The following is a 13829-nucleotide window of genomic DNA, read 5'->3' as shown; positions in this document are numbered from 1 at the left end:
CTCCGCGTATGTTATTTACTGAAATACGGAGAAATCAAAAACTTGCTGCAAGGCGGAGTCCGATGTACGATCGGAACCGCTTTGCCAAGTTTCTGATTTATCTGTTTGTCGCATTTTGGGCAGCGTACCTCGTTTTAATCGGGGTTTCGCTGCCCTTTGTTTTTGAAAAAGGGTTTTCCGGAATGGAACCCTATGATGTGCTCAATGCCTGCTTGCCGGGCATCCTGTTTTTGGATTTTCTGCTGCGTTTCCTTTTCCCGACTCCTACGCAGGAAATCAAACCCTATCTCTTGTGGCCGGTCAGAAAACAACAACTGATTAATGTCCTGCTCGTACAGGTGGGACTGAAGGCGTTCAATCTGTTCTGGCTCTTTTTATTTGTACCTTTTGCGGCCATGACCGTGGTCCGTTTCTTCGGTATAGCCGGTGTGATAGGCTATGCGGCAGGCATCTGGCTGTTGATGGTGGCCAATGCCTATTGGAGCGTGTTGGTGCGTACGCTGCAACGCCGTCATACGGCTTGGGTACTTCTCCCACTCGGGTTCTATGGCCTGCAGTTACTGGCAGAATTCCTTTTCCCGGAAGGAGGCATCAGCCGTTTCTTCATGACACTGGGCGAGGCCTTCATGCAAGGCCGCGTACTGGCCTACCTGGGCGTACTGGCCGTGATTGCGCTATTGGGCTTCCTGAACAGCCGGGTGCAGATGGCTTGTATCTATAGCGAACTGAATCGCCGGGAGAAAGTGCCGCAAAGCAAACATGCCGGGCGCTACCGTTTCCTCGACCGTTTCGGACTGACGGGAGAATATATGAAACTGGAATTGAAGATGATATTCCGCAACAAGGCTCCCCGGAAGAATTTCCAGATGATGACTGTGGTCATCGTATTGTTTGCACTGAGCCTGCTGGGGCTCAGCCATACCGGTGAGGACGAATTTTTCGGCCTGCATCTGTATGTGGTGTATTGCTTTACGGGATACGCCATCAGCATCTTGTCGCGTATTATGGCCTATGAAGGTAACTACCTCGACGGACTGCTGATGCACCGCGGCTCCCTGCTCTATCTGTTCCGGGCCAAATACTACGTGTACTGCCTGCTGCTGGTCATTCCGCTGGTGTGCATGGTGCCTGCGCTGATTTGGGGGAGCACCCCCGTCCTGCTGGTCTTCAGCCAGCTGGTCTACACGGCCGGTGTCACCCTTCCGGTCATCATGCTGCTGGCCCTTGTGAACCGGAAGACTGCTCCGCTGGACGCTTCCCTCATGGGAAAAGGCCAGTGGAACTCTCCCTATCAGGCCTTGAGCGTAGCCTTTGCCTTTTTCATGCCGATAGCCCTCTGCCGCATCCTGTTCTTATGGATGGAACCCTCTACGGCCTATCTGGTATGTGCCCTGCTGGGCCTGCCGGGCATCCTGCTTCATCCCCTTTGGTGCAGGGCACTCTACCGGAAAGTATTCCGGAAGCGACATTCACTTCTGGAGAATCTGCGCGAAACCAGGTAACTTTTATTTGTAACCAATCACAATGAATCCTTATGGAAATCAAGATACAGAACTTGAAAAAGACATACGGCAGCAAGACGGCTGTCGATATTCCAGACTACACCCTGCAGGCGCCTGAAATACTGGGCCTGATGGGTAACAACGGTGCCGGAAAGACCACTCTCTTCCGACTGATGCTCGATTTGCTGAAAGCCGACAGCGGAAGCGTGTGCCTGGATGGTACCGACGTGTCACAAAGTGAAGACTGGAAATTGCGTGTGGGAGCCTACATGGACGAGAGTTTTCTGATAGATTACCTCACCCCCGAAGAATATTTCCAGTTCTGCGGGCGCATGTATGGGTTCGATGCCGCTACCCTTCATGAGCGCATCCATCGCTATGAACGTTTTTTAGGCGATGAAATCCTGAAAGAAAAGAAATACATCCGCAATCTTTCGGCAGGAAACAAGCAGAAGATGGGTATCGTCACCGCCCTGCTTCACAATCCGGAACTCGTCATCCTGGACGAGCCGTTCAACTTCCTCGACCCTACTTCACAGTCGCTGCTCAAGCACTTGCTCCAGCATTATCACGAGGAACATAAAGCCACTATTCTTGTGTCCAGCCATAACCTGAGCCACACCGTGGACCTCAGTACCCGTATTGTACTGCTGGAACAGGGACACCTGCTTCGCGACCTCGACAATGCCGACGGTGCCGCAGGAAAAGAGCTGGAAGACTATTTCGAGGTGAAGGAATAAAATAAAACAATCTTCAACAGGTTCTAAAATACGCTAAGTCGATTATCAGGTAACGAGAATATTGTGTACATTTGTTTTAAAATCACATGATATGTACAGAAACCGTATCACTCGTTTTTCGGTGTGCATGCTTGTATTGGTGTGCACACTTTTGTTTTCATCGTGCGGCACCCGTGCCCCTCGCGTGGACTACCGGGAACTGGCACGTGCGGCTGTACGTCTGGAAATGGACATTGATGCCGACGACAACCACCGCCTGTATGTAGAAGCAGCCGACTGGATTGGCGTGCCCTACCGCCACGGAGGAAACACTCACCGGGGAACAGACTGCTCAGGCTTCACGTCGGCCGTCTACAAGAAAGTGTACCACAAGAAACTGCAGCGCAATTCGGAGGCTCAGCGGACAAAGGACTGCCGCAAGGTGAGCAAACACAAGTTGCAGGAAGGCGACCTGGTGTTCTTCCACGACGGACGCCGCAAGAAGACCGCCAACCACGTAGGTATCTATTTGAAAGACGGAAAATTCATCCACGCCAGCACCAGTGCAGGGGTCATTGTCAGCCGGCTGGAAGAGCCCTACTATCGCAAATGCTGGATGCAGGGCGGACGAGTGAAAGGACTATAATACGCACACGACATGGACTACGCATCACATTTATCCTCCAAACTGACTTTATTCCTATGTACAGCCGGTATTCTTCCGGCCATGGCTCAGCAGCAGGAAAAGGAACTGCAGCTCAACATGGATGCCGTGAAAATGATTCAATTCGATTTTGACCCTTCGAGCAAACCGGAGAACAAGCCTCTGGAGGCTCCGCTCAACAAGAAATGGATGGACTTCAAGGTCGACCTGAAAGTGCCCCGCAGCCTGATTGATACCACCAAGGTGAAGAAACCCGAAGGATATGTCCGCATGGAACCCTACACCATCTGGACCCGTTTCGGAGAAGACCCTGTGTACGACGTGCTGGTGGCCGGACGTCCCAAGAAATGGGAAATCTCCTGGACCCTGAATCCCAACCAAGTCTACAGGGATGAAAACTATGGGCGCAGCCTGATGCCTTCTACGGGAAGAATGTACAGAGACCTCAATGCACCGATAGGGCCGATTTTCGGCATCGGCGGGCTCGATTTCATCGGTTTCCTCTACGATAATCTGTCTCCCCGCGGACGGATGCTGGCCCACAATCGCAAGCATGCCAACGCCTGGAAGACGTATGCCGACTACGTGCCTACCGCCGCCGACAGCCTGAAGGTACCCAATTTCTACCGTTACACTGCTGCCCGGAAGGCCGATACCACCCGTACCGTTCTCCCCTTCCAGTCTGCCTTTTCGGGAGCCCCTCTCCTGCCTGTCTATGCCACTCCCGATTCCGTCAAGGCCACCCAGCCGGCAGCGAAGCCCGACACCCTGGGAGTGCAGAAAAAGAAAAACCCGCAACCAGCCCGGGAGGAGGATGCGGGAAACTTGTATGAGTATATTCGCCGGAAAGAAGCCGAAGACTCCATCCGGCGCAAAGAATTCTTGCGGAAAGATAAAATCAGAAACAACCAGTACGACGTGCAGCGCGAAATCCAGCGCCTGCGCGACCGGCAGAACTGACCTCGCCGCTTATTTCTTGAACACGAAGTACACAGCCAGAATCAGGCAGAAAAAGGCAGCCAGGTGATTCCATTTCAATTCCATCTTGAACGCAATCATGGAAAATATCGTGAAGACCGTCAGCGTAATCACTTCCTGAATCACTTTCAGCTGCATGATGTCGAACGGTCCGCCGCTGTCCTTGAAACCCAGTCGGTTGGCCGGTACCTGCAAACAATATTCAAAAAAAGCAATGGCCCAGCTGAACGCAATCACCCCGATGAGCGGCAGCGCGGCAAACCAGCTGAACTCCTCACGCATCTTCAAGTGCCCGTACCAGGCAAACGTCATGAAGATGTTCGAAAAAATCAGTAAAACGATAGAATAAATTCCGTGCGATAGCATATCTTTTTCCTTTATTTAAAAACCGGCTGCAAAGATACGCTTTTTAAATGAAAAAGACATGCTATCGAGGGTCCTTCTTTATTTATCCGTGCGCAGGAACTTCCACACGAGGGCACTGAAAGCCGCTCCCACAAACGGAGCCACGATGAAGAGCCAGAGCTGTTCGATGGCCTGTCCGCCTTCCATCAAGGCCGGTCCGATGCTGCGAGCCGGGTTTACGGAAGTACCCGTAATCGGGATACACACGATGTGAATCAGTATCAGCGTCAGTCCGATGGCCAGTCCCGCCAGATTGCCAGCCCCTTTCTTTTCGTCTGTAGCGCCCAAGGCCACCAGCACAAAGATAAAGGTAAACACGGCTTCTGCCAGGAACGCCTGTCCCATGGCATCGGGTGCAAAACTGTTGGAGCCGGTTGCTGTCGGTCCTCCGTGCGCACCGGTCGATACCAGCAAGGTCAGAATCAGCGAACCGATGATGGCGCCTACCACCTGAAAGAGCATGTACATCAGCGCCCGTTTGGTCTTCATTCCTCCCGAGAGCCACACTCCCAGCGTGATGGCCGGATTAATGTGGCAACCGGATATGTTTCCGATGGTATAAGCCATGGCGATGACGGAGAGTCCGAAAGCCATAGCTACTCCGATGGTTCCTACTCCGGCACCCACTGTGTCGGCCACTCCCCCGGCGAATACGGCACTGCCGCAACCCAGTAATACAAGAACCATTGTTCCGATTAATTCTGCTACATACTTTTTCATAGGCATTACATTTAAAATCTACGGACGTAAATTAGCGATTTATTTTGAGAAAACCAAGAAAACAAATGATTTATTTACCTAAAAATCAAGGAGAAAGGATTTCCTGAAAAACGCAAGTACGTTTCAGTCAAAACGCAAGTGCGTTTGAAGGAAAACGTAAAGGCGTTTCAGGTAAAACGCACTTGCGTTTTAAGGCAAATGCACTTGCGTTTTTTAGAAAATATTAGTTATCTGATAATCAGTTGATTACAAGCATAAGTAAATGGGGACTGATATCAAGCGGTTTTTTGATGTGTTGCAGGTGAAGTGAATATTCCCATCCACTGTGAGAGTCCGGTTTTCCCTTCATCTGAAATAGTCAGCACTTCGGAAAAAAGTATGCGTAGCTTTTTATTTCTTTGCTTCATAGGTACGATACACCAAGTAACGACCCTTTGCTTGAATGCGGAAACCGTTCCCGGTCACCTCGTTCAGCGTTCCCTGCCACCAGCTATGGAAGTCATACAGCGGATACCGCAACCCTTCGCTCCGCAGCTGCACCGCATCCACATTGAATACCGATACCTGCTGACGGGGAAATCCAGCGAACTCTTCCGTATCTTCGGCCGGCACAAACGACCCGTAATCAGTGAGCATCGCCACCTCCAGTCCCATCTGCTGGTATTCCATGAGCAGGCTGATGTTTCCCAGGGTATGGTCTTCCCGCTTGCCCGTAGCTCCCACGAGAGCAATCCGCCGGATACCCTTGGCAGCCAGAAAGGTAATGGCTTTCGTCTGGTCGTTGGTCTCTTGTTCAGAGATGCGGTGTATCCGGTCGTGAAAACGCACCCGGTTCGTTTCCGAGAGCGAATCGCCGTCGCCTACTATCCAACTGGGCACCCGTCCGCTTTCTACCAGTGCATTTGCCCCTCCGTCGCAGCACACTACGCACGTCGAAGCGTCCAGCATGGCCAGTGGAAACGGATGCGAAGGAAAATCGCCGTTGCCCACCACGATCGCTTCGGGCATAAAGGGTAAGACGGCCTGTAGTCTTTCCTCCTTCTCAGGATACATCTTATGATTATATTCGTTGTGTTCCATGTGACTTGTTCAATTATTCGTTTTCAGTTTGTGGTTCAGAAATCATCTCTTTCCGCCATCTTCTCCATCCGAAAATAGCTACTACGGCATATACGCCATAAAGTACCGCCGTGAAATACAGTCCTTTGTAGAAATACAGTCCGCAACACACCAAGTCGACCACTATCCATACTCCCCACTGTTCCACGTACTTGCGGGCCAGCATCCACATTCCCACTATGCTCAAGGCTGTGGTGAAGCTGTCGGTCCAAGGTACATTGCTGTCGGTCCATTCAATCAGTATCCATGCAATGGCCAGCCAACACACTACGAACACGGCCGTCAGAGGCAGATATACTTTGCGCGGCATGGACGTGATGGGCAGTTCCACGGCAGGCTGTGCGGAGTCCGTTTTCTTCTTTTTCCAACTCCAGGCCATCCAGCCGTATACTGAAGCAAGCAGATAGTAGACATTGATTCCAAAATCAGCATACAGTCCGGCCTGATAATACACCACCAAATAGATAGCCGGCATGATGATGGACACCGGCCACAGGTAGATGCTGGCGCGATACTCCAGTGCCAGATAGACCAAGCCCACGAGGGTTCCAAACAATTCCAAGTAATTCATGGCGCAAAGATAGTGGAAAGCGGGGAAATGACCGTTTGGAGGAGGTTTTTTCTTGTAGGAAGGAATATTTTTGTATCTTTGGAAGTGATTGAACATTTTTGTTCAGCAGATTGAACATTTTGTGGAACCAGATTGAACATTTGAAAAGACAGACTTTCTTATTCGACAGTTGTTCTGAAAATTACTATGACAGATGTATCTGTAAAAAAAATCAACCATGAATGAACAGCCTAACAATGGAAATATAATTCTCTATCAGACAGAGGATGGCAAATCGAAAATAGAAGTAACACTATGCAATGATACGGTATGGCTGACTGCTGACCAGATGGCAGAACTGTTTCAGAGAAACAAATCGACCATTTCAAGGCATATAAAGAATGTGTTCGAGGATGGAGAATTGAATCCGGATTCAGTTGTTGCATTTTTTGCAACAACTGCCTCTGACAATAAAAAATATCAGGTGGCATATTATAACCTCGACATGATAATCAGTGTAGGTTACCGTGTCAAGTCGCACCGTGGCGTACAGTTCAGAATATGGGCTACACAAGTCTTGCGCGAATATCTCGTAAAGGGATTTGCGATGAACGATGACTTGTTGAAGAGAGCTGGTGGAGGAAACTATTTCGACGAGCTGCTCAGTCGTATTCGTGACATCCGTTCTTCCGAAAAAGTGTTCTACCGCAAGATACTCGAAATCTATGCACTGAGCATTGATTATGATCCGCGTACAGAGGTTACCATGCAGTTCTTCAAAACTGTACAAACAAGATGCACTTCTCTGTACATGGTCATACTGCTGCCGAAATAATATACGAACGTGCTGATGCGGAGAAAGATTTCATGGGATTAACTTCATGGACAGGAGCATTACCTAAACGTACTGATGCAGAGATAGCTAAAAATTATCTTTCTTCTGATGAACTGGATACACTCAACCGAATCGTCAGTCTGTACTTGGATTTTGCTGAGCTTCAGGCCAAATCACATAAACCTATGTATATGAAAGACTGGATTCAAAAACTGGATGATTTTCTAAAACTTTCTGGAAAAGAACTGTTAAACCATGCCGGAAAGATTTCTGCCGAACTAGCGAAGCAGAAGGCAGATACGGAATACGACAAGTTTAAGGAACGGACAGTCTATAATCTTTCGCCCGTAGAGATTCATTTTCTGGAGAACTTTGAAAAGGAACAGAAGAAGCTGAAAAAACTCTAATCATGAAGATGGAAATTTAACAAGTCAAGTTGAATTTTATGAAATTAGGATATATACACAGTAACAGAGAAGAGCAAACCCGGGTCATGCAAGTACTGAAGATGACTTCGGAATCTGTAGCTCTCGACGAACTCGGCATTGGCCGTATCCGTGACGCTTTCGCAGACCGTATGTTTCCCGGGATATCTACCCTGCAAAAGCACATGAAATATTTCTCGCTCATGCCGCAACTCTATCGCAAGGCAACTGAAAAACGATATAACCGTTTGTCGGAGGTGAAAGCGGAAATAATCCGGCTGGAACGCATCATGACAAAGAATCTCTACGAAGGCAGTGCGGACAAACGAGGCATCACTGGAAGTGAGATGATTGGTAAAAATACAAACAATTATGTAAAATATGATCCGGCATACATCTACAATTCAGGATTGCAGACTTTTGGCATCTTACGCAGTCCACAGTTGTATGAACTGATTTATTCTACTTCAAAGGCCTTGCACAATGGTCCTAAGGTGACCAAGACGGATGACGAAGATACGAATGATGATGCAGATGAGAAGTCTGGCTTGTTCCAGTTCTGCTCTTTCCCTAATGTGGATTATGATTTTACCCAGAAATGTACATTAGACCTGACCGTAGAGGATAAAGACTTTATTGTGGATCACATTCTGAACGCAGAAGCATGTCAAGGTACCTTATTACGTTACATCGTAGATCATCCTGACTTTGTGATAGCCGATAGTTTTGAGCAAATTTCCTCCCGCCAGTTGCCGCAGGAGATTGGAGAACTGCAAGACTTGGCCCGGCGTTTCGCTGATTTTATATATATGGTACACATCCGCTATAACTATATCTATTCGCAATACCAGGATGAAGAAATGCGAATCGAATTTCAGGAAAAACTTGAAGAATACCGGAATAGTGGTACGGACATAGACGAAGTGCTGAATGCCGTAAGCATACGGGAAAACAGTGGAAAATGGTTTTGCAAAGAAGTTGCGGAACGCATTGCAGCCAATGATATTGAAGAAGATGGAGGTTTGGATCAGTTGATTATCAACCGGGAACGAAGAGTAAAGGGAAATCGCAGAAAAATAGGAAATCCTGCATATATTTACGATAAGAAGAATCGTATACACTACTATAAACTCACCTACCGATGGGAGACGGTAAAGACCTTTGCCGAGGAATTAAGAAAGGAGGCAATCAATGGCTGATGCATTATGGAATGACATTGTCTATACGGATGTGTTGCAAAGCGATGGCTTTGTAATAGATTATGCGGTTTGTACCACCTACAGTCTGGACATGCCTTCCTTGTTGTCGGTCCCTTTTATGTTGGGTACGATGACCGATTTGACGGAAACGGCCATGCGCTCTCCTCACCTGATATTGGAGACGATCAATCAATCGGCAGGCAAGTTTGCCGTTTTCTGCAACGCCGGATGTATGGCAGTACCGCAAGCCAATTCCAAAGTGTATTCACTCCTGGAGCAGAGCGTTGTACAGGTAACGCTGCAAGCAAAAGGTGGTGGTTTTGTCAATTTTCATCCCAAAGTATGGATTATCAAAGAAACGAACCCGGACACCGGTGCTCAGCAGATCAAACTGATTGTCCTGTCCCGTAACCTTACCGGCTCCAATGACTTGGATGTGGTATGTGAACTCATCGGTAAAATCGGAACCAAACCGGCCACCCGAGAAGCGCAAGGTAAGCATGCACCGCTTGTAGACTTCCTCACATGGTTAATCGCAAAAGCCGATAACCGTACCATCCGTAAAAATATGAGTTCACTCTGTAAGGACATTGACTACATAGAACGATTTGACCTTACCGATTCTCCTTTTGAGGATTACGAGTTTTTCCCTATGGGGATACCAGGATATGATGGGTATACAAAGTGCTTTGAGCAAAGTATGCTGAATCATGCGGCGGAAATGCTGGTCATCTCCCCCTTCGTGGACAAGAATATCTTGAATCAGATGGTCAGTTGCAGTCCGGGTGCCAAAAAAACACTCATCACACGACAGGCTTCGGTTACGCAAGAGGTCATAAACTTGTTTAATAATGGTGGTGTTTATGCTCCGAAGGAAGTACTGACCGACAAGGTGGAAAAAGATGTGGCTGTCGACTTGCACGAGAAAGTGTATTTCATACGCCGGTACGAAGGCAATCTTAGTTATAATCATCTGTATCTCGGTTCTACCAATGCCACCATGAATGGATTCGGACGGAATGTGGAGTTTTTATTGCACTTGAAGTTCGCTCCCTATCAATCTTCGTATGAAAAATACCGGAATGAACTGATTAACGACAGCAAGGAATGTATGTTCGAGCAGGTCCTTTCGGTACCAGAGGAAGACAGTGGAAAAGAGGATGTCACCAACGAATTGATGTTACGTCGTGCAATTTCAGCCATTCAGCAGGCACAAGTTACGTCCGATGACGGAGGCTATACTATTACCATTCAATGTCTGGCTCACAGGATGCCTTCGGAGTCTGTTTTTCTTTGTCCTTTAGGATGTGACGGCAAGGAACAAATGTTGGCCAACGGTATGACATTCAAGGAGATGCCACTGGATGCATTGACAGAATTCTATACGATACGGATTGGGGGGTTGCGCCGTCTGATAAAAATACAGACGAAAGGAATACCAGTCAATGAACGGGACAAAGCGATATTCCGTTCCTTTATCAATACGAAAGGAAAGTTCATCAACTATCTGACATTCATGCTGACAGATGAGGTGGAACAGTATCTGTTGGAAAGCCAGCAACTGGAAAAGGAGCTGGCCAATGACAACGCGTCCTCTCTGGAACAGCAAATCAGTACTTCACTTTATGAAGACATGGTGAAAATGGCCTATAAAGACCCTGACCGTATCGCTTCTATTCGGCAAATCGTGGAGAAAGCAGACGAGACGGTCATCCCGGACCATTTCATGGAGATGTATAATACATTTGAAAACGTTCTTAAACAAATCAAACGCTTATGAGTCAGGAGGTAAAAGATTTTCAGTGTGCCACCGCAAATCGTATCCTGCATATCTATAAAGAATTAGGCCACCGTAGGGTATTGCTCGCTGATGAAGTGGGACTGGGCAAGACGTTCGTGGCCAAACAAGTCATCAATCTGGTCCGTGAATGGCACAAGCAGAAGAAGGATGACTTCTTTAAGGTGGTTTATATCTGTTCAAATGCCAACATAGCCGACCAGAACATTGAAAAATTAGGGGTTGAAAATCGGATGAGCATCAGCGAGAGCCGTCTGTCAATGCAGCATCTCTATATCAAATCGGCTGAAAAACAGATTGCAGAACAACACGAGAAGGGAGAAATGCCTGAATCAATCATTCCGCTGACTCCTTCCACTTCCTTCCGTTTTTACAGTGCACAAGGAACAGCCAATGAACGTGCCTTGATGTGTGATATCTTATGCGGACTGCCCCAATTCAAAGAGTATAAGGAAGTAATCAGTGATTTTCTTAGCTGTAAGGTAAAAAACTGGCAGGAGCTTATCCATACTTATAACGACAAAATCGAATTGTGCGGAGATGATTATCTTCGTGAAATGCATGGTAAGTTACAGACGAGTTTGTCGGATCCTATCATCAATCAACTGATTGAATATGCACAGAATGGTTGCGACAATCGTCAGCGGGCAGACATGATCAACAAGCTGCGTCGTATTTTCGCAGAAATCAGTATTGACATGCTCGATCCGGACCTGGTCATCATGGATGAGTTTCAACGCTTCAATTCGCTGCTTGAACAAGGCGATGACGAGCAATCCATGCTGGCCAACAAATTCTTTGACGACAAGCGTTCCAATACGAAGATTTTGTTACTTTCCGCTACGCCCTACAAACCTTATTCCACCCTTGAAGAGTTGAATACGAATGGGAATGACGAGCATTATCAGGACTTTATGAAAGTAATGGACTTCCTATATGCCACAAAAGATAAAACCGACCGGTTCAAGTTGATATGGCACACCTATTCTGCTGCACTGAAACGTACCGATGTGGTTGATTTGACCCCGCTTGTGACTGCCAAGAACGAAGCGGAAGAGGCTCTGTATGGAGTGATGTGCCGTACGGAGCGGTTCAACAGTGGCATTATAGACGATTCCTGTGTAGGTGATGTGCAGGTCATGCCGGAAGATATCCTTTCGTTTGCAGAGGGCCAGCATCTGATGGATTGTCTGAGCCATGAAAATACAAGAGTACGTTTGGGAAATCTTCCCATGGAATACGTCAAATCTTCACCCTATTTGTTGTCCTTTATGGATAAATACGAACTGAAGAAGCGAATTATTTCGGCATTATCACATTCAGATGTAAAAAGATATGGCAAAATGGACGCATTGCTTCTATCGAGGTATGCCATCAACAATTATCGTCCCATCCCTGCTGCCAATGGAAAATTAAAGTATCTCCACGACCTTGTATTTGGCGCACGTCATGAGAAGAAAACACAGTTGTTGCTTTGGGTTCCTGCCTCCAATCCTTACTATAAGACCGGAGGGGTATTCGAGAGTAACGAAGCCCGCAACTTCTCCAAGATTATCCTATTCTCTTCATGGGAGATGGTACCGAGAATGATTTCCATCATGATGTCATATTATTCGGAGTTGTATACTTTTGGAGAATTAAAGAAAACGGAACTAGAGATACGCTATACCTCTCAAAAGAAGAACCGTTACGGCGAGAATCGTTTAAGAGCTGACGGATTATTGGAGTATCCTTGCCGAACCTTAGCCGGTCTTTTCTCTCCTGCCATATTTTATGGAGAGAAACTTTCTGTAATCCGGAAAATTATCAAACAGAAAATTCAAGAAGAATTTGCGCAGAATTCGCTTATACGTACCCTTCCACAACAAGGGCGAAACAATGCCAGACTTGTTCTTACGCTCATGAAAATACTGGATGGAAAGCCAGTAGAAGATTTAACCGGCTTGTATGTACCTTCAAATGCATTGGATGTGATGACGGATATTGCCATCGCTTCACCGGCGGTATGTGCTTATCGGCAATCTGGAAATGAAGAAGATGCCCAGATGGTGGCTAAAGCAATTGTCTCTGTATTCAACAAGCCTGAAAGTGCAGCTGTGATAGACTTGATGTACAATAAAAAGAACGATGATGATTATTACGAATCGGTTCTTGATTATTGTGCGATGGGAAACCTGCAGGCTGTACTCGATGAATATCTGCACATGGCACAACCAGAGGATAAGAAATTGGGAAAAGTGGTCACAGATGCCATTATCGGCACAAGCAATCTCAGCATAGACACCACTGATTCTTTGGGTAGGGAAGAGAAAAAACAACTGATGCGTTGTCATTTTGCCATTCCGTTCATTGATAAAACGGTTACTGACAAATCTGTTACTCGTACCACTAATATTCGTAAGGCTTTCAATTCTCCTTTCCGTCCGTTCCTGCTTTCCACGACCTCTATCGGTCAGGAAGGTCTCGATTTTCATTGGTATGCCCGAAAAATTGTGCATTGGAATCTACCCTCCAATCCAGTAGATTTAGAACAACGTGAAGGCCGTATCAACCGTTTTAAGTGTCTGGCCATTCGTAGAAATGTGGTCAGATTGTATGGCGGTGGAATCTATCATACTTGGGATGAACTGTTCTCTATGGCCTATTCAAATTTAAAAGGTACACATTCGGACATTGTTCCTTATTGGTGCCTTCCTGTGGCAGAACTTACGGAAGAACAACGGGCTAAATTGGAATACATTGAACGCATTGTTCCGCTTTATCCGCTCAGTCGTGACCGATATAAATAACGTGAGTTCGAAATAGTAATAAATATATTTCAGTGATAATTAGAAACATAGCGATAAAAGTATTAAATTTATAGTGCTGAATTATAAGATTTAAACGATTACCACTATGTTTCCAGAGTCTAAAGT

At 46.9% G+C, this 13829-nt stretch carries 11 protein-coding genes and 1 pseudogene; 8 read left to right on the top strand and 4 right to left on the bottom strand.

Annotation, left to right across the window (positions count from 1 at the left end; all coding sequences use genetic code 11):
• Nucleotides 1-8: 8 nt before the first annotated feature.
• The 4 genes from H6A28_RS07735 to H6A28_RS07720 all read left to right on the top strand — a co-directional run bounded on the left by H6A28_RS07735 (nt 9) and on the right by H6A28_RS07720 (nt 3845).
• Nucleotides 9-1502 carry a DUF5687 family protein gene (locus H6A28_RS07735; RefSeq protein ID WP_262896992.1) on the top strand — a complete coding sequence of 498 codons (1494 nt, stop codon included), beginning with the start codon at nt 9-11 and terminating at the stop codon, nt 1500-1502.
• Between the two features lie 32 nt (nt 1503-1534).
• Nucleotides 1535-2242 (top strand): ABC transporter ATP-binding protein, encoded by a 708-nt coding sequence (locus tag H6A28_RS07730; protein WP_204475259.1) that lies wholly within the window; start codon nt 1535-1537, stop codon nt 2240-2242.
• 127 nt (nt 2243-2369) lie between these two features.
• Nucleotides 2370-2867, top strand: a complete 498-nt coding sequence (locus tag H6A28_RS07725; RefSeq protein WP_204475342.1) for a C40 family peptidase — start codon at nt 2370-2372, stop codon at nt 2865-2867.
• Nucleotides 2868-2879: 12 nt separating this feature from the next.
• Nucleotides 2880-3845 (top strand): DUF4858 domain-containing protein, encoded by a 966-nt coding sequence (locus H6A28_RS07720; RefSeq protein ID WP_204479649.1) that lies wholly within the window; start codon nt 2880-2882, stop codon nt 3843-3845.
• Nucleotides 3846-3854: 9 nt separating this feature from the next.
• On the opposite strand, the gene H6A28_RS07715 is transcribed toward H6A28_RS07720, so the two are convergent.
• The 4 genes from H6A28_RS07715 to pnuC form a co-directional block, all read right to left on the bottom strand.
• Nucleotides 3855-4229, bottom strand: coding sequence for a DMT family protein (locus tag H6A28_RS07715; protein WP_022354575.1), 375 nt, complete (start codon nt 4227-4229; stop codon nt 3855-3857).
• 78 nt (nt 4230-4307) lie between these two features.
• A complete protein-coding gene (locus H6A28_RS07710) occupies nt 4308-4988 on the bottom strand; it encodes an MIP family channel protein (protein ID WP_204479648.1) in 681 nt (226 codons plus the stop codon).
• Between the two features lie 390 nt (nt 4989-5378).
• Complete coding sequence (locus H6A28_RS07705; RefSeq protein ID WP_204479757.1) at nt 5379-6041, bottom strand: thiamine diphosphokinase; 663 nt, start codon at nt 6039-6041, stop codon at nt 5379-5381.
• Nucleotides 6042-6081: 40 nt separating this feature from the next.
• Complete coding sequence (gene pnuC, locus H6A28_RS07700; RefSeq protein WP_204479646.1) at nt 6082-6678, bottom strand: nicotinamide riboside transporter PnuC; 597 nt, start codon at nt 6676-6678, stop codon at nt 6082-6084.
• Between the two features lie 217 nt (nt 6679-6895).
• On the opposite strand from pnuC, the pseudogene H6A28_RS07695 reads away from it, so the two are divergent.
• The 4 genes and pseudogenes from H6A28_RS07695 (at nt 6896) to H6A28_RS07680 (ending at nt 13703) form a co-directional block, all read left to right on the top strand.
• Nucleotides 6896-7899 (top strand): annotated as a pseudogene (locus H6A28_RS07695) (virulence RhuM family protein).
• Between the two features lie 38 nt (nt 7900-7937).
• Nucleotides 7938-9116 (top strand): DUF6361 family protein, encoded by a 1179-nt coding sequence (locus tag H6A28_RS07690; RefSeq protein WP_204479644.1) that lies wholly within the window; start codon nt 7938-7940, stop codon nt 9114-9116.
• Nucleotides 9109-10896 carry a phospholipase D family protein gene (locus tag H6A28_RS07685; protein ID WP_204479642.1) on the top strand — a complete coding sequence of 596 codons (1788 nt, stop codon included), beginning with the start codon at nt 9109-9111 and terminating at the stop codon, nt 10894-10896. Before H6A28_RS07690 ends, H6A28_RS07685 begins: the two co-directional genes overlap by 8 nt.
• Nucleotides 10893-13703 (top strand): DEAD/DEAH box helicase, encoded by a 2811-nt coding sequence (locus H6A28_RS07680; RefSeq protein ID WP_239465305.1) that lies wholly within the window; start codon nt 10893-10895, stop codon nt 13701-13703. Before H6A28_RS07685 ends, H6A28_RS07680 begins: the two co-directional genes overlap by 4 nt.
• Nucleotides 13704-13829: the final 126 nt, after the last annotated feature.

It is taken from the genome of Bacteroides mediterraneensis (assembly GCF_016900355.1).
GTDB lineage: Bacteria > Bacteroidota > Bacteroidia > Bacteroidales > Bacteroidaceae > Phocaeicola.
Note: the sequence above shows the minus strand (reverse complement) of the source record. Positions and strands in the feature narration are given on the sequence as shown.